A 15,941-nucleotide genomic window follows, 5' to 3' on the forward strand; every position below is an offset into this window, starting at 1 on the left:
CTTGCACAGGTAGCATGAACGGGCACTACTCCCGCACAGACTGGCCAAGAATGGGCACGGTATTGGTTCCCCCTCTTATTCGCTGAGGTGAGCCCGCTTGTCCAGGCTGCGAGACAGGATGTCGAGCGAGCGGCGCCGGGCCATGGACGGCCCGTCGGTGCGTGCCGTCGGACAAGCGGGTGAGACGAAGGAACCCGACGTAGTCGGGCGAAGAAGCGGGGGAGAAGACCTTTGGTGACTTTGGGTCTTTCCAAAGTCACTCGCCCCAGCCCGAAGGGCGGGCGAAACCCCTTCAAGACCGGCAGGCTTGCATCCACCATCCTCTAAAGCTGTAAAGCGGGCGATTGCCCCTGATAGTTAATCGACCCTGCGATTCCATGGCAACGCCTAACGACCAAGGATTCTCCGGCAACATGGCTCCAGCGGGCCCTGTCGATATGACAAAGGGCGCCGAGGCGCCCTTTGTCATGGAGGGGAGCTTGATAGCCCCGACTATCAACCTGTGTTGCGCATGCCTGCGGCGATGCCGGCGATGGTGACCATCAGCGCCTGATCCAGCTCGGGATGCAGGGTCTCCGGGTGGTTGCGTGAGCGGCCCAGCAGCTCGACCTGCAGCACGTTGAGCGGGTCTGTGTAGGGGTTGCGCAGCTTGATGGACTCCTTGATCCAGGGCTGGTCGTCGAGCAAGTCGCCCTGCGGGCGCAGCTCCAGCACCACCTGGATGGAGTCGGCAAGCTCCTGACGCAGCTGTTTGCCGAGGCCCCACAGCTCTTTGGGCACCAGCCGGGTGTCGTAGTACTCGGCCAGCCAGACGTCAGCCTTGAGGAACACCATCTCCAGCATCTCGAGGCGGGTGCGGAAGAAGGGCCACTGACGGCTCATCTCTTCCAGCACGCCCTTCTGACCGTCGGCGATGGCTTGCTGCAGTCCCTTGTGGGCACCGAGCCAGGCCGGCAGCATCAGCCGGTTCTGGGTCCAGGCGAAGATCCAGGGGATGGCGCGCAGGCTCTCGACCCCACCGTTGGGTTTGCGCTTGGAGGGGCGTGAGCCGAGCGGCAGCTTGCCGAGCTCCATCTCAGGGGTGGCGGCGCGGAAGTAGGGCACGAAGTCCGGATGGCCGCGCACGATACTGCGGTAGTGATCGCAGGAGACAGAGGCCAGCTGCTCCATCACGGCGCGCCAGCACTCCTTGGGCTTGGGCGGCGGCAGCAGGTTCCCCTCCAGCACGGCGCTGGTGTAGAGGTTGAGGCTCTGGATGGCCACCTTCGGCAGGCCGAACTTGAAGCGGATCATCTCGCCCTGTTCGGTCACCCGCAGGCCACCGCGCAGGGATCCCGGCGGTTGCGACAGAATGGCCTGATGGGCAGGCGCGCCACCGCGGCCGACGGTACCGCCACGGCCATGGAACAGAGTGAGGCGCAGGTTGTTGGCCTCGGCCAGCGCTACCAGGGATTCCATGGCGGCGTACTGGGCCCAGCCGGCGGCCATCATGCCCGCGTCCTTGGCGGAGTCGGAGTAGCCGATCATCACGTACTGACGGCCCTGGATGTAGCCGCGATACCAGTCTACCGACAGCAGGCGCTCCATCACGGCGGTACCCGCCATCAGGTCTTCCTGGGTCTCGAACAGCGGGGCGACCGGCATGCGGAACTTGCAACCGGCCTCTTTCAGCAACAGCTGTACCGCCAGCACGTCGGACGGTGCGCCAGCCATGGAGATGATGTAGATGCCGAAGGCATCGGGATCGTGCTGGGCAATGACCTTGCAGGTATCCAGGGTCTCGCGGGTCTCGTCGCTCGGCGCCCAGTCGCTCGGGATGAGCGGACGGCGGGAGTTGAGTTCGTTGAGCAGGAAGGCCTGCTTGTCATCCTCGCTCCACTCGGCGTAGTCACCCATGCCGAGGTAGCGGGTCAGCTCGGAGAAGACCTGGCCGTGACGCTCGCCATCCTGGCGGATGTCCAGCTTGACCAGATGGATGCCGAAACAGGCCAGCTTGCGCAGCACGTCCAGCAGCATGCCATCGGCGATGTTGCCCATGCCGCAGGCGTGCAGAGAGTGGTAGCAGAGCTCCAGCGGCTCGCGCAGCTGGGCGGTGGTCTTGACCAGATCCCGGCTCTCGCTCGCCTGGCCCTGCACCTTGGCGGTGAGAAACTCCTGGGTCTCGCGCAGCTGTTCGCGCAGCTCGCGTACCAGGGCGCGGTAGGGCTCAGGGTGATCGCCGACCCGCTCGCGCACGGCGTCGGTGCAGTCGGACATGGAGAGCTCGGAGGTGAGCTCCTTGATGTCCTTGTAAAACAGGCTCACCGCCATCCAGCGGCCCAGCTCCAGCACCTCGGCGGTCACCTTGGCGGTGACGAAGGGGTTGCCGTCGCGGTCACCACCCATCCAGGAGGTGAACTTGACCGGCGCGGCATCCAGCGGCAGCCGCACACCCAGGTGGTGTTGCAGCCGCTCGTCCAGATTGCGCATGAATTCGGGGATGGCCGGCCACAGGCTGTTCTCCACCACGGCGAAGCCCCACTTGGCCTCGTCCACCGGGGTCGGGCGCTGTTCGCGGATCTCGTTGGTGTGCCAGGCCTGGTTGACCAGCTGTTCGATGCGATTGAGGATCTTGTCCCGCTCGCGGGGCAGCAGATCGGACAGCTCCAGCGCCTCGAGGCAGTCGTTGAGCTGCACGTGCTTGTGGATCAGGGTGCGACGGGTCACCTCGGTGGGGTGGGCGGTCAGTACCAGATCGATGTCCAGCTCGCGCACGGCCTGGATGATGGCCTCCTGCGACAGGTTGGAGGCTTTCAGCTTGTCGAACATCTGCTCGAGCGGATCCGGGGTACAGACCTGCTCTTCGCAGCGACGGGAGATGGTGTGGAACTGTTCGGCCACGTTGGCCAGGTTGAGGAACTGGCTGAAGGCGCGGGCCACCGGCAGCAGCTCGTCGTCGCTCAGGTTGCGCAGGGTGTCGAGCAGACGTTCCCGGTCCGTCTCATTGCCTTTGCGGGAGGATTTGGCCAGCTGGCGAATGGTTTCGATCTTGTCGAGGAAGGCCTGTCCCTGATGATCCTTGATGGACTTGCCCAGCAGTTGACCCAGCATGCCTACGTTGGCGCGTAGTGCGGCGTACTTTTCGTTCATTCCACATCCTTATCTTGTTGGTGCCTGACACCCATCCGGGGTGCGAGACGACCTCACTTATTGTTGTGCGATTACAACATATGCTCCGTCATCTTAGGGTGACAATCTACCCAGATTGTCTGCGCAAGGTCAAATAACAGGCCGATTCAGAACATGTATTTCCATCACCTGTCCCGAGGTGCGATGTCATGTAACTTACTTACATTCCCGTCAGTTCAGAGGCAGAAACGGCGGATCAGGTGCTGCAATACGCTGGTGGTCGGTTTGACGAACGACAGATCGAGATATTCGTCCGGCTGGTGGGCCTGGGCGATATGGCCGGGGCCCAGCACTATGGTTTCACAACCGAGCTGCTGGATGAAGGGGGCCTCGGTGCAATAGTTCACGGATTCGGCGGCCCGACCGCTGGCCCGTTCGGCCTCGCGCACCAGCTCCGAGTCATCGGCGCAGGCATAGGCGGGGATGGGTTCGTGCAGGTGCTGCAGGTGCAGGCAGCCCGGCTGGTGGATCTCGATGGGGGAGAGCGCTTCTTTGAGCATGCCCATCAGCTCGTCGGGGCCCACCTGCGGGGTGGGCCGCATGTCGATGTGCAGTTCGCAGCAACCGCAGATGCGGTTCGGGCTGTCGCCCCCCTGGATGTAGCCGAGGTTCAGGGTCGGCTGCGGCACGGCGAATCTGTGGTCGGCGTACTTCTCCTTCAGGCTGTGCTGCAGCTTGAGTACCTGACCCATGGCCTGGTGCATGATCTCCAGCGCGTTGACGCCGTTGGCGGGATCCGAGCTGTGACCGCTCTTGCCGGTAATGCGGATGGCTTCCGACATGTGCCCCTTGTGGGCCACCACAGGCACCAGCCCGGTCGGCTCGCCGATCACCGCATAGTCGGGTTTCAGCTCAGCCGCAGCGGCGATAGCGCGGGCCCCCGCCATGGTGGTCTCTTCATCGGCGGTGGCCAGGATGCGCAGCGGCTTGCTGAGCGTCTTGAGGTCGATCTCCTTGAGCGCCTCGACGATAAAGGCGAAGAAGCCCTTCATATCGATGGTACCGAGGCCATATAGGCGGTTGCCCTCTTCGGTCACCTTGAAGGGATCCTTGCGCCAGGCGCCCTCGTCGAACGGCACCGTATCTGTGTGGCCCGCCAGCAGCAGCCCCCCTTCGCCTTGACCTATCGTCGCCACCAGATTGAACTTGCCCGGCAGATCGGGCAGGGCGGTCACCTCGCATTGAAAGCCGAGCTGACCGAACCAGTCGGCCAGCAGCCGGATCACCGCCTCATTGCTCTGATCCCAGCGGGGATCCGTGCTGCTGATGGACGGAATCGCAATAATATTCTTGTAGAGTGAAAAAAAATCCAGATTGGCCACCTGCTCCTCCTTGCTTCCCCGGAATGTTTCTGTTAGAAAATACAAATGCAAAGTGAGTGCATGAATATTCTGTAAGTTTGCCTGAATACGTGGCTCATCGACAAGGCTTCTAGTTGTAAGGGAAAGTTAATGTTCTGTCACCTGATCTATAACCGACGACACACACCCGCCTGAATTGCCCCTCCGCACTCGTGCATGGGGCATCGAACCCCCTTGTGCACCGCAGCACCATGCTGTGAATCTCGAACTCTGACTTGGAATACTCAACATGCTTAACACCGTTATCGTCGGTGCCAGTGGCTACGCGGGAGCCGAGCTGGCCGCCCTGGTCCAGAACCATCCACAACTCAAGCTGTTCGGCCTCTATGTTTCCGCCGGCAGCCAGGACGCCCACAAGCGTTTCTCTTCTCTGCATCCCCAGTGGGTCGGCGCCCTCGATCAGCCGCTGCTGCCGCTGGACGAAGATGGCATGACCCGGATCCTGACCCAGGCCGATCTGGTGTTGCTGGCCACCGCCCACGAGGTGAGCGCCGAGCTTGCACCCAAGTTCCTGGCCAAGGGGCTGCCGGTGTTCGATCTCTCCGGGGCCTTCCGGGTCAGGGATCAGCAGTTCTACGCCTCCTACTACGGCTTCACCCATGAGAGTGAGCAGTGGCTGGATCAGGCCGCCTACGGCCTGGCCGAGTGGAATGCCGAAGCGGTCAAGGCGGCCCAGCTGATTGCCGTGCCCGGTTGCTACCCGACCGCCTCCCTCTGCGCCCTCAAGCCGCTGCAGCAGGCCGGTCTTATCACCAAGGGGTGGCAGCCCATCATCAACGCCGTCTCCGGGGTTTCCGGTGCCGGTCGCAAGGCGGCCATCAACACCAGCTTCTGCGAGGTGAGCCTCAACCCCTACGGCACCTTCAATCACAGACATCAGCCGGAGATCAGCCACCACCTCGGCAAGGAGGTGCTGTTCCAGCCTCACCTTGGCAACTATGTGCGCGGCATCCTGGCCACCATCTATGTGCAGCTAGCGGATGGCGTGACGCCGACCCAGGTGGATCAGGCCTACCTCAAGGCTTACGAGGGCAAACCGCTGGTGCGTCTGACCGGTCAGATGCCCTCCATCCGCGGGGTGGCGGGCACCCCTTACTGCGACCTCGCCTGGCAACAGCAGGGCAACATGCTGGTGGTGGTATCCGCCATCGACAACCTGCTCAAGGGCGCCGCCTCCCAGGCCATGCAATGCATAAATATCAAATTCGGATTTGAACCGGCCACCGGCCTGATTTAAGGACTCAAGGAAGGATTGCAACGATGAACAAGCAGACTCTGGTAATCAAGCTGGGTGGTGCACTGATCGAGAACGACGAGGCGCTGACCGCCCTCTTCGCCACCCTCAAAAGCTTTCTTGACGAGCAGCACAGACCCCTGGTGCTGGTGCACGGCGGCGGCTGCCTGGTGGATGACCTGCTCAAGGGGCTGGGTCTCACCTCCACCAAGAAGAACGGTCTGCGGGTGACCCCGTTCGAGCAGATCCCCTTCATTGCTGGCGCGCTGGCCGGCACCGCCAACAAACAGATGATGGCCAAGGCCATCGCCACCGGCATCCCGGCGGTGGGGCTCTGTCTGGCGGATGGCGGTCTGTGCCAGGTGACCCAGCTCGATCCGGCACTCGGCGCGGTCGGTGACTGCCAGCCGGGCAACTCGGCACTGGTGGCGGGGATCCTCGCTCAGGGCTTCCTGCCGGTGGTGAGCTCCATCGGCATCACCGCAGACGGGCAGCTGATGAACGTCAACGCGGATCAGGCGGCTACCGCCATTGCCGAGGCGCTCGGCGCCGACCTGGTGATGCTCTCCGATGTGAGCGGCATCCTGGATGGCAAGGGCAAGCTGGTGCCCCAGCTCGACAAAGTGACCGCGCTGGATCTGATGGAGAAGGGGGTGATCAGCGACGGCATGGCGGTCAAGGTGAAAGCCGCCCTGCATGCCGCCGAGACCCTGGGCAAACCGGTCTGTGTCGCCAGCTGGCGCTACCCGGATCAGCTGCTCAAGCTGCTGGCTGGCGGTGCGGTTGGCACCCAGGTCTCTCTCTGATCTCCACCGGAACAAGGAACATCCGATGCAACATCTTCTGAAAGACAGCGACTTGAGCAAGGCCCAGATCGAGGCGCTGATCGCCCTGGGAAAATCGGTCAAGGCCGATCCGAAAAAGTACGGCCAGGCACTGGCGGGCAAGAGCGTGGTCACCCTGTTCGAGAAACCCTCCCTGCGCACCCGGGTCACCTTCGACATCGGCATCGCCAAGCTGGGTGGTCACAGCGTCTATCTGGACCAGCAGAACGGTGCGCTCGGCAAGCGGGAATCGGTGAAGGATTTCGCCGCCAACCTGTCGCGCTGGTGTGATGCCATCGTCGCCCGGGTGTTCGATCACCAGACTCTGGTCGAGCTGGCGGAGCACGGCACAGTGCCTGTGGTGAACAGTCTGTGCAACCTCTACCACCCCTGCCAGGGGTTGGCGGACTTCATGACCATCAGCGAGCACTACGGCGATCTGTCGAAGGTGAAGCTGGCCTATCTCGGCGATGGCAACAACGTCAGCCACTCCCTGCTGCTGCTGGGGGCGACGCTGGGCACCGACGTGACCCTGGTCTGCCCGAAAGGCCACGGCCCGGATACCCAGATCTTCCTGCAGGCCCAGGCGCTGGCGGCCCAGTCCGGTGCGACCATCCACATCAGCGACGACGTGGCCGCCATCGAAGGGTTTGATGTGGCCTACACGGATACCTGGGTCTCCATGGGTGACAACACGCCAATGGAGCAGGTAAAAGATATCTTTATGCCTTATCAGATCAACCAGGCCCTGCTCGACCGCACCGGCATCCAGCATGTGCTGCACTGCCAGCCGGCGCACCGGGAGCTGGAGATCACCTCTCAGGTCATGGACGGGCCTGGCTCCCTCATCATGGACGAGGCTGAAAACCGGATGCATATCCAGAACGCCGTGCTGCTGACCCTGCTTGGGCACAAATAACGGCAACCGACCCCAAATCACACCCTTTTATCGAATCATCATGGAGAGAAGTAAATGAGCGGAATCAACAAGATCGTACTGGCTTACTCGGGCGGACTGGATACCTCGGCCATCATTCCCTGGCTGAAGGAAAACTATGACGCGGAGATCATCGCCTTCGTCGCCGACGTCGGTCAGGAGCGTGACGATCTGGAAGGGATCGAGCAAAAAGCCATCGCCTCCGGCGCCACCAAGTGCATCGTCAAGGATCTGCGGGAAGAGTTCGTCAAAGAGTACGTCTACCCGACCCTGAAGACCGGCGCTGTCTATGAGGGCACCTACCTGCTGGGGACCTCCATGGCCCGTCCGGTGATCGCCAAGGCGATGGTCGAAGCTGCGCTGGCGGAAGGGGCCGACGCCATCTCCCACGGTTGCACCGGCAAGGGCAACGATCAGGTGCGTTTCGAAGGTGCGGTGGCCGCGCTGGCGCCCCAGCTGAAAGTGATCGCCCCCTGGCGTCTGTGGGACATGCGTTCCCGGGAAGATCTGCTGGCCTACCTGGAAGCCCGTCAGATCCCCTGCAAGGCGACCCTGAAGAAGATCTACAGTCGCGATGCCAACGCCTGGCACATCTCCACCGAGGGTGGCGAGCTGGAGAGCACCTGGAACGAGCCGTCCGAAGCGGTCTGGCAGTGGACCGTTTCCGCCGAACAGGCACCGGATCAGCCGGAGTACGTCAAGCTGACCGTGGCCCAGGGTGAAGTGGTGGCCGTTGACGACCAGCCGCTTAGCCCGCACCAGATCCTGATGACCCTGAACGAGCGTGCTGGCAAGCACGGCGTGGGCCGTATCGACATCACCGAAAACCGGATGGTGGGCATGAAGTCCCGTGGTTGCTACGAGACCCCGGGCGGTACCGTGATGGTCGCCGCGCTGCGCGCGGTAGAGGAGCTGGTCTTGGATCGCCCGACCCGCGCCTGGCGCGAGAAGCTGGGTGCCGAGTTCTCCCACCTGGTCTATGACGGTCGCTGGTTCACCCCGCTGTGCAAGGCCATCGTTGCCTCTGCCAACGCCATCGCCGAAGATCTCGACGGTGAAGTGGTGCTGAAGATGTACAAGGGTCAGGTCACCGCGGTACAGAAGAAGTCGCCGAACAGCCTCTACTCCGAAGACTTCGCCACCTTCGGCGCCGACGAAGTGTACGACCAGAGCCATGCCGAAGGCTTTATCCGTCTCTACACCCTGGCGAGCCGGATCCGCGCCATGAAAGAGCAGCATCAGGCGATCGGTGGTGACCACACTCACGGTTAATTCATGAATAGAGGGGGAGAAATCCCCCTTAATTCTTTGATACGGGGGGGGACTCGATGACTGAAGAGAAATTCAAGACTGTTAGTGATTATCTGCAAGATAGCTTTCCTGGGTTTGATGAGTCGCTCCGTGACCAGGTTAACAACACTGGAAACTATTTGTTCAAAATCAAGTCGGGAAAGAAAAGTCTTCTATTGGAGATTTCTGAGTGTTGGTTAGAAGATCATCCAGCACTCAACATACGGGAACTTCTCGAGTTGAACAGAATTGCAGATATGATGCTTGCGCATCCCGACAAAAGTGTTGTGATTAGAACTACTGGGATCACAACTAGAGACAAGCAATAAGCAAGCTGTATGTAAACAGCCGCAGTAATTCAAGGAGAGCAGTATGGCACTTTGGGGTGGACGCTTCAGTCAGGGAGCCGATAGCCGGTTCAAGCAGTTCAACGATTCGCTGCGGTTCGATTACCGGCTGGCGGAGCAGGATATTCAGGGCTCCATGGCCTGGGCCCGCGCGCTGGTGAAAGTGGGTGTATTGACTGCCGATGAGCAGGGCAAACTGCAACAGGCGATGGAAGTGCTGCTCGCCTCTGTGCAGCAGGATCCCCAGCAGATCCTGAGCTCGGACGCCGAAGACATTCACTCCTGGGTCGAGAGCCAGCTTATCGCCGCTGTCGGCGATCTTGGCAAGAAGCTGCACACCGGCCGCTCGCGCAACGATCAGGTCGCCACCGACCTGAAACTCTGGTGCAAGGCGCAGGGTGAGCTGCTGCTCGGCTCCATCACCGCCCTGCAACAGGGGCTGGTGGCCTCTGCCCGTGCCAATCAGGCCGCCGTGCTGCCGGGTTACACCCACCTGCAGCGCGCCCAGCCGGTCACCTACGCCCACTGGGCGCTGGCCTATGTAGAGATGCTGGAGCGGGATTACTCCCGGCTGCAGGATGCCCTCAAGCGCCTCGACACCAGCCCGCTCGGCTGCGGCGCGCTGGCGGGCACCGCCTACGCCATCGACCGCGAAGCCTTGGCGCTGGACATGGGCTTTAGCGGTGCCACCCGCAACAGCCTGGATTCGGTCTCCGATCGGGATCACGTGGTGGAGCTTATGCACGTGGCGTCCCTCTCCATGACCCACCTGTCGCGCTTTGCCGAAGACCTCATCTTCTACAACACCGGCGAGGCGGGCTTTGTCGAGCTCTCCGATGCAGTCACCTCCGGCTCGTCGCTGATGCCGCAGAAGAAGAACCCGGATGCGCTGGAGCTGATCCGTGGCAAGACCGGCCGGGTGGTCGGCGCCCAGCTGGGCATGCTGATGAGCCTGAAGGCGCTGCCACTGGCCTACAACAAGGACATGCAGGAAGACAAAGAGGGGCTGTTCGATGCCCTCGACACCTGGCACGACTGCCTCGACATGGCTGCGCTGGTGCTGATCGATCTGAAGGTCAATGGCGAGCGCACCATGGCGGCGGCCCAGGGCGGCTACGCCAACGCCACCGAGCTGGCAGATTATCTGGTGGCCAAGGGGATTCCGTTCCGTGAGGCGCATCATATCGTCGGTGAAACCGTGGTCTACGCGATCCAGGTGAAGAAGCCGCTGGAAGAGCTCTCCCTCCCTGAGTTCCAGCGCTTCAGCCCCGTGGTGGGGGAGGATGTCTATCCGAACCTGGAGCTGGAAGCGACCCTGGCCAAGCGGGTTGCCAAGGGCGGCGTCGCCCGCGAGCAGATCGAATCGGCCCTCACCGCCGCCGAACAGTGGCTGGCCAAACGCGTCTAAGCGCACAGGAACATCAAGAGAGGGCGTCAGCCCTCTTTTTTATGTCGGCTTATCAGCCTGTTTCGCTTGCCCCGAGGGCGGCAAAGCGGGCATAAATCCCTGACCAGGCTGAATGGAACTCAGCGCCAACCAGAAGGAACCTGCATGTACTTGCCACCCCATTTTGCCGTCACCGACTCCGAGACCCTGCACCAGCTGATCCGAGCATATCCGCTGGGGGCTCTGATCACCCATGGTGAAGGGGGGCTGGATGCTAACCACCTGCCGTTCGAATTCGATGCTGGAGCAGGGGAACATGGCGTCCTGCGTGCCCATGTTGCCCGCAACAATCCACTCTGGCAGGAGGTGAAAGACGGCGACGAGGTGCTGGTGATCTTCAAGGCTGCAGATGGCTACATCTCTCCCAGCTGGTATCCGGGCAAGCAGGAGCATCACAAGCTGGTGCCGACCTGGAACTACAGCGTGGTGCATGCTCACGGTCGCATCCAGATCCGTGACGATGCCCGCTTCGTGCGCCGGCTGCTGGCAAATCTGACCCGCACCCATGAAGCCGCAGAGCCAACCCCCTGGAAGATGGCGGATGCGCCGCGAGACTATCTCGAGGCCATGGTGCAGGCGGTCGTCGGCATTGAAATCGAGATAACCGGGCTGGTCGGCAAGTTCAAGCTGGGTCAGAACAAGGAGGCGGCGGATCGCCTGGGGGCGGCCAATGCCTTGCAGGATCGCGGGCAGAGCACGCTGGCAGAGGCGATGCTGAGTCCACCTTCCTCACTACCCTAGCGTGGCATCATGGGATCCGGCCCGGCAAAAACGGCAACCAGGAGGTTGCCGTTTTTTATTGCTCACCGCCGTTCACACACTGGCATTGAGCAGCTTGCCGACGCCTTCCCCCTTGCCATTGGGCAGGGTCTGCTTGAAGGCGAAGAGCAGCTGATCGAGGCTGAGGTCGCTGTTGCCAAGGGAGCCCTTGAGGGTGTCGAGTTCGCCCTGCAGGGCGTCGAGGCGGGTGCTCTGGGTGCCGTTTGCCAGCTGGGTGCGGGCGGCGTCGATGGCCTGGGGCAGCGACTGGCCCGAGTACTCTTGGCCCAGGGTCTGCATCAGCGCCCCCATGAAGTGGTTGATGGCGGGGCGGTTTTGCTCGCTGTTTGCCTCCTTGACGTCGAGGCGCTGGAACAGGCTCTGCACCGTGGGGGCGAGCCGCTCTTCCTGCACGGGGGGCTCGGTCTGGGCCGGTGGCGTGCTGTCCCCAAGCAGCTTGCTGCCGAGCTTGAGGGCGAGGGAGGCGAGGGGAAGCAGGGTGCCGATGGCGATCATGATGTCACTCTCCGTACTACTGATGTCATGACGGAGCAGGGAACGGGCCAATTTGGCGAAAATTTAGTCTTAGAGTGGCAGGGGACTGATCCTGCGGTGAATTTAGTTTTGGCCAGGCAGAGGGCGGGCGAGAGCGAGAGAGGGCGGCGGCAAACCCTTGCAGCCCGGGGGCTGGCGGTTTGCCGCCCGGCTTGCCGGATCAGAGCTCCTTGAACGGGCGGCGCTTCTCCTCCTCGATGACGATGGCTTCCAGATTGGCGATGCGCTCCTGCAGCTCGTTGATGAGCATGTCCTGCTTGCCGAGACGATCGGTGATGCGGGCATCCCCCAACTGGTAGCGGGCCCGCTTGCTGAGAAAGCCGAACAGAGCGCTGATGAAGACGATCAGCACGATACCGGTCCACATGGTCATGAATGACTCCTTGCCGATGAATAAACGAGAAAACAGCCTTGTTGCCATCTGTTGTCTCATACCCGATTGCCGGCTGCAATGGCCGGCAAGGGGGTGGACGGGAATGTCGAGGGGCTGTTTTGCCCGCGTCAGACCGTCTGCCAGAGCGGACGGCCGAGCCAGAGCCCCCACAGGGTCAGGTGCAGCAGCACGATGAACCAGAATACCCTGCGATAACTCCCCTTCTGGGTCTTGTGGCGCAGCCAGTGGCGGGCCAGCAGGGCGCCGGGCCAGCCGCCGAACAGCTCGAGCAGATGGAGCCGGGACTCGGGGATGCGCCAGCCGCCGCGCACCGCCTGGCGCTTGTCGTGGGCGTAGGCCAGCATCGTCAGCAGACTCATGGAGGTGATTATGGCCAGCGGCCACCAGTTGGCGTCGGCCAGGCCGAGCCAGGCCGTCCACAGCAGGGGGAGCAGGGCGAGCCAGATCACAGGGCCAGCTCCCAGCCGCGGGGGGCGTCCGGGCTCAGGCTGCGGATCACGCGCGCCGGGTTGCCCACCGCCACCGAGTCGGCCGGAATGTCGCGGGTGACCACGGCGCCGGCCCCTATGATGGATCGCGGCCCTATGGTGACGCCGGGGCAGATGATGGCGCCACCGCCAATCCAGCAGTCATCGCCGATCCGCACCGGCTTGTTGTAGGCGGTCCAGTTGCGTCGCTCCAGATAGTCCATGGTGTGGGTGGCGGTGTAGATCTGCACGTTGGGTGCCAGCAGCACATGGCTGCCGATGTGCACCTCGCCCACGTCGAGAATGGTGATGTTGAAGTTGAAGAAGCTCTTCTCGCCGATGTGGATGTTGCGGCCGAATTCGCAGGTGAAGGGAGTGCTGATCCAGCAGGAGTCGGGGCAGTGGCCGAACAGCTCGCCGCACAGGCGCTGGCGCAGGGCTTGGTCACCGGCCGGGGAGGCGTTGAGTTGTGCCAGCAGCGCCTGACCGCGGATCCGGTCGTTCGCTATCTCCTCGCTCTGGCTGTCCAGGGCGCCGCCCGCCAGAACCTTGTCCCAATCGCTTGCCATGCTACCGCTCCTCTCATGTGCCAAGAGGAGCCAGTATACGCGAGCACTTTGGCGGCGTCAGGCTGTCACTTGCTGCAACCTCAGGCGCCCGGCCAGATCAGCGGCAGGATCAGCAGGGCCGAGACGAAGTAGGGCAGCAGCACCCGCAGCCCCAGCCGGCGGCCGCCGATCCCCAGGGCCAGCAGCCCCTTCACCAGCGAGTTGACCAGCCCGGCCAACAGGATGCCGCGGGCCGCCACCTCCAGCGCCAGCTCCTTGTGGGAGAGCTGGGAGAGCGACAAGGTGATGGCGTCCACGTCGGTGATGCCGGAGACCAGCGACAGCAGATAGACCCCGGAGTTGCCCACCTTGCTCTGCAACAGGGTGGCCATGAAGCCGATCAGCGCTAGCAGCAGGCCGAACTTGATGGCGGTGGCGAGATCGAGCGGGTTGCTGGTCTGGGGTTGCACCGGGCCGTCGGTCAGCTCCTCGCGCTGGCGCCAGAACCAGAAGGCGAAGCCGTAGACGGTGGCTGCCAGCAGCAGCAGGGGCGCCGCCAGGCGCATCGCCAGCTCGTTGTGGATGAGCAGCACCAGCACCAGCAGTCGCAGCCACATGGTGGCTCCTGCCAGCAGGATGCCGGTGGCCAGCAGCCGCTCCAGCCCGCCCTGCTCCTTGTTGAGGCGGGCAAACTGCAGGGTGAGGGCGGTGGAGGAGGCGAGCCCGGCCAGCATGCTGGTGAGCACCAGCCCGGCGCGGGTGCCGAGCAGGCGTACCGCGAAGTGACCGCAAAACGAGATGCCGGCGATCACCACCACCATCAGCCAGATCTTGAAGGGGTTGAAGGCATCGAGCGGGCCCATCTCCTCATTGGGCAGCACCGGCAGCAGCACCAGCGAGATGAGTAAAAAGCGCAGGGTGGCGTGAAATTCGGTCTCGCTCAGAAACAGCATCCCCTGCTGGATCTTGCCCTTGAGCCCCATCAGCAGCGCCGCCAGCACGGCGCAGGCCACTGCCTCGCTCGGGCTCAGCAGCACCGACATCAGCCCCAGCAGATAGGTGAGCAGCATGGCCACCGAGCTGGTGAGGCCGAACTCCCCCTGCCAGCGCTGGGCCAGCCAGACCGAGAGGCCGCAACCAATCACCACCGCCAGCAGGCCGAGCAGCGGCAGCCAGGGGCCCAGGGTGGGCAGCAGCAGGGCGCAGACCCCGCCGAGCAGGCCGATGAGGCCGTAGGTCCGCATCCCGGCGATGCGTTGGTTGTCCCCCAGCTGGCGCACCTGCCAGCCGCGCTCCAGCCCTATGATGAGGCCGATGGCCAGCGACACCAGGGCGCCATTGACGGGTTCTGCATTGATCCACATAACGACTTCCTGTTCGTCATCAGCCTGCCTTGTTTCCATGATGGCACAGCCGGCATCGGGCCAGCGCGGCCTGGCTCACAGAGTGCGCGAATGGCGCCTGCGCCCTCCTGATATGAGCAAATGAGATAAGCAAAGCGTTATTTCTTGGTTCTCGGCATAACAAGCCCACGGCATGCTGAACTCAACCCAACGAGATATGGAGTATCCCCATGAAACTGCGAACGACCGCCCTGACCCTGCTCTCCCTGCTGGCCCTCGGTCAGGCCAATGCCGCCGAGATCCACCTGCTCAACGTCTCCTACGATCCGACCCGCGAACTGTTCCAGGAGTACAACGGCGCCTTCGCCAGGGAGTGGAAGGCGAAGACCGGCAACGATGTTGTGGTCAGCCAGTCCCATGGTGGCTCCGGCAAGCAGGCGCGCGCCGTGGTGGACGGGCTGGAGGCGGACGTGGTGTCGCTGGCGCTGGCCTACGACGTCAATGCCGTGGCCAGGCAGGGGCTGATTGGCGCCGACTGGCAGAGCCGGCTGGCCAACAATGCGGCGCCCTACACCTCCACCATCGTCTTCCTGGTGCGCAAGGACAATCCCAAGCAGATCAAGGACTGGGATGATCTGGTGCGCAAGGACGTGGCCATCGTCACCCCCAACCCCAAGACCTCCGGCGGGGCGCGCTGGAACTACCTGGCTGCCTGGGGCTACGCCCTGAAGAAGAGTGGCAGCGAGGAGGGGGCCAAGCAGTTCGTCGGTGATCTCTACAAGAACGTGAAGGTGCTGGACTCCGGCGCCCGTGGTGCCACCACCAGTTTCATCGAGCGCGGCCTCGGCGATGTGCTGCTGGCCTGGGAGAACGAAGCCCTGCTGGTGCTGGGTCAGCCCGGCAATCGCGACAAGTTCGAGCTGGTGGTGCCGTCGGTCTCCATCCTGGCCGAGCCGCCGGTGGCGGTGGTGGACAAGGTGGCCAGGAAGCACGGCACCGAGGCGGTGGCCAAGGCTTACCTCGACTACCTCTACTCCGACGAGGGGCAGCGCATCGTCGCCAAATATCACTATCGCCCCAGCAACCCGGCGATCCTGAAGGAGACCGCAGCCCAGTTCCCGCAGCTGACTCTGTTCACCGTCAAGGATCTGGAAGGGGACTGGGACAAGGCGCAGAAGAAGCACTTCGCCCAGGGCGCCCTGTTTGACCAGATCTATCAGCCGGGTCACTGAGCGGCCGGCTATCGTCAACTGAACTGGCCCCTGTG

15 protein-coding genes are annotated in these 15,941 nt (G+C 62.9%); 8 read left to right on the top strand and 7 right to left on the bottom strand.

The window, feature by feature from the left end:
• Window positions 1–495: 495 nt before the first annotated feature.
• Window positions 496–3,129, bottom strand: coding sequence for a phosphoenolpyruvate carboxylase (ppc, locus tag I6L33_RS07160; RefSeq protein WP_010635208.1), 2,634 nt, complete (start codon window positions 3,127–3,129; stop codon window positions 496–498).
• Between the two features lie 215 nt (window positions 3,130–3,344).
• Window positions 3,345–4,490 (bottom strand): acetylornithine deacetylase, encoded by a 1,146-nt coding sequence (gene argE, locus I6L33_RS07165; protein ID WP_017784641.1) that lies wholly within the window; start codon window positions 4,488–4,490, stop codon window positions 3,345–3,347.
• Between the two features lie 268 nt (window positions 4,491–4,758).
• Between argE and argC the strand changes: the two genes are divergently transcribed.
• The 7 genes from argC (at window position 4,759) to I6L33_RS07200 (ending at window position 11,349) form a co-directional block, all read left to right on the top strand.
• Window positions 4,759–5,766, top strand: a complete 1,008-nt coding sequence (gene argC, locus I6L33_RS07170; protein WP_216973802.1) for an N-acetyl-gamma-glutamyl-phosphate reductase — start codon at window positions 4,759–4,761, stop codon at window positions 5,764–5,766.
• Between the two features lie 23 nt (window positions 5,767–5,789).
• On the top strand, window positions 5,790–6,569 hold the full coding sequence (gene argB, locus I6L33_RS07175) for an acetylglutamate kinase (RefSeq protein ID WP_017765244.1): 780 nt from the start codon (window positions 5,790–5,792) through the stop codon (window positions 6,567–6,569).
• 25 nt (window positions 6,570–6,594) lie between these two features.
• Window positions 6,595–7,506 (top strand): ornithine carbamoyltransferase, encoded by a 912-nt coding sequence (locus tag I6L33_RS07180; RefSeq protein WP_026139149.1) that lies wholly within the window; start codon window positions 6,595–6,597, stop codon window positions 7,504–7,506.
• A gap of 54 nt (window positions 7,507–7,560) precedes the next feature.
• A complete protein-coding gene (locus tag I6L33_RS07185; RefSeq protein WP_010635203.1) occupies window positions 7,561–8,796 on the top strand; it encodes an argininosuccinate synthase in 1,236 nt (411 codons plus the stop codon).
• Between the two features lie 56 nt (window positions 8,797–8,852).
• A complete protein-coding gene (locus I6L33_RS07190; protein WP_216973803.1) occupies window positions 8,853–9,143 on the top strand; it encodes a hypothetical protein in 291 nt (96 codons plus the stop codon).
• A 43-nt stretch (window positions 9,144–9,186) separates the two neighbouring features.
• Entirely contained in the window at window positions 9,187–10,569 is a 1,383-nt protein-coding gene (gene argH, locus I6L33_RS07195; RefSeq protein WP_216973804.1) for an argininosuccinate lyase, read from the top strand.
• A 144-nt stretch (window positions 10,570–10,713) separates the two neighbouring features.
• A complete protein-coding gene (locus I6L33_RS07200; RefSeq protein WP_216973805.1) occupies window positions 10,714–11,349 on the top strand; it encodes an FMN-binding negative transcriptional regulator in 636 nt (211 codons plus the stop codon).
• 72 nt (window positions 11,350–11,421) lie between these two features.
• Here I6L33_RS07200 and I6L33_RS07205 read toward each other — a convergent pair whose 3' ends face one another.
• The 5 genes from I6L33_RS07205 to I6L33_RS07225 all read right to left on the bottom strand — a co-directional run bounded on the left by I6L33_RS07205 (window position 11,422) and on the right by I6L33_RS07225 (window position 14,695).
• Window positions 11,422–11,883, bottom strand: a complete 462-nt coding sequence (locus I6L33_RS07205) for a hypothetical protein (RefSeq protein ID WP_216973806.1) — start codon at window positions 11,881–11,883, stop codon at window positions 11,422–11,424.
• A 199-nt stretch (window positions 11,884–12,082) separates the two neighbouring features.
• Window positions 12,083–12,295, bottom strand: a complete 213-nt coding sequence (locus I6L33_RS07210; RefSeq protein WP_005308557.1) for a hypothetical protein — start codon at window positions 12,293–12,295, stop codon at window positions 12,083–12,085.
• Between the two features lie 128 nt (window positions 12,296–12,423).
• The gene (locus I6L33_RS07215; protein WP_010635199.1) at window positions 12,424–12,765 is read right to left on the bottom strand and encodes a DUF1294 domain-containing protein; all 342 of its coding nucleotides are present in this window, start codon (window positions 12,763–12,765) and stop codon (window positions 12,424–12,426) included.
• Window positions 12,762–13,352: a sugar O-acetyltransferase gene (locus tag I6L33_RS07220; protein ID WP_017787465.1), complete on the bottom strand. Its 591-nt coding sequence runs from the start codon at window positions 13,350–13,352 to the stop codon at window positions 12,762–12,764. The genes I6L33_RS07215 and I6L33_RS07220 overlap by 4 nt, the downstream gene beginning before the upstream one ends.
• Window positions 13,353–13,432: 80 nt before the next feature.
• Entirely contained in the window at window positions 13,433–14,695 is a 1,263-nt protein-coding gene (locus tag I6L33_RS07225; protein ID WP_010635197.1) for an MgtC/SapB family protein, read from the bottom strand.
• Between the two features lie 209 nt (window positions 14,696–14,904).
• Here I6L33_RS07225 and I6L33_RS07230 point away from each other — a divergent pair, with 209 nt between their 5' ends.
• A complete protein-coding gene (locus I6L33_RS07230) occupies window positions 14,905–15,906 on the top strand; it encodes a sulfate ABC transporter substrate-binding protein (protein WP_216973807.1) in 1,002 nt (333 codons plus the stop codon).
• Window positions 15,907–15,941 lie beyond the last annotated feature (35 nt).

Origin of the sequence: Aeromonas sp. FDAARGOS 1403, assembly GCF_019047325.1 — a bacterium.
GTDB classification, from domain to species: domain Bacteria; phylum Pseudomonadota; class Gammaproteobacteria; order Enterobacterales; family Aeromonadaceae; genus Aeromonas; species Aeromonas dhakensis.

Coding starts and splice junctions, on each gene's coding strand:
- ppc (WP_010635208.1), bottom strand. CDS start 3,129: ATGAACGAAAAGTACGCCGCACTACGCGCCAACGTAGGCATGCTGGGT.
- argC (WP_216973802.1), top strand. CDS start 4,759: ATGCTTAACACCGTTATCGTCGGTGCCAGTGGCTACGCGGGAGCCGAG.
- argB (WP_017765244.1), top strand. CDS start 5,790: ATGAACAAGCAGACTCTGGTAATCAAGCTGGGTGGTGCACTGATCGAG.
- I6L33_RS07180 (WP_026139149.1), top strand. CDS start 6,595: ATGCAACATCTTCTGAAAGACAGCGACTTGAGCAAGGCCCAGATCGAG.
- I6L33_RS07185 (WP_010635203.1), top strand. CDS start 7,561: ATGAGCGGAATCAACAAGATCGTACTGGCTTACTCGGGCGGACTGGAT.
- I6L33_RS07190 (WP_216973803.1), top strand. CDS start 8,853: ATGACTGAAGAGAAATTCAAGACTGTTAGTGATTATCTGCAAGATAGC.
- argH (WP_216973804.1), top strand. CDS start 9,187: ATGGCACTTTGGGGTGGACGCTTCAGTCAGGGAGCCGATAGCCGGTTC.
- I6L33_RS07200 (WP_216973805.1), top strand. CDS start 10,714: ATGTACTTGCCACCCCATTTTGCCGTCACCGACTCCGAGACCCTGCAC.
- I6L33_RS07205 (WP_216973806.1), bottom strand. CDS start 11,883: ATGATCGCCATCGGCACCCTGCTTCCCCTCGCCTCCCTCGCCCTCAAG.
- I6L33_RS07210 (WP_005308557.1), bottom strand. CDS start 12,295: ATGACCATGTGGACCGGTATCGTGCTGATCGTCTTCATCAGCGCTCTG.
- I6L33_RS07220 (WP_017787465.1), bottom strand. CDS start 13,352: ATGGCAAGCGATTGGGACAAGGTTCTGGCGGGCGGCGCCCTGGACAGC.
- I6L33_RS07225 (WP_010635197.1), bottom strand. CDS start 14,695: ATGTGGATCAATGCAGAACCCGTCAATGGCGCCCTGGTGTCGCTGGCC.
- I6L33_RS07230 (WP_216973807.1), top strand. CDS start 14,905: ATGAAACTGCGAACGACCGCCCTGACCCTGCTCTCCCTGCTGGCCCTC.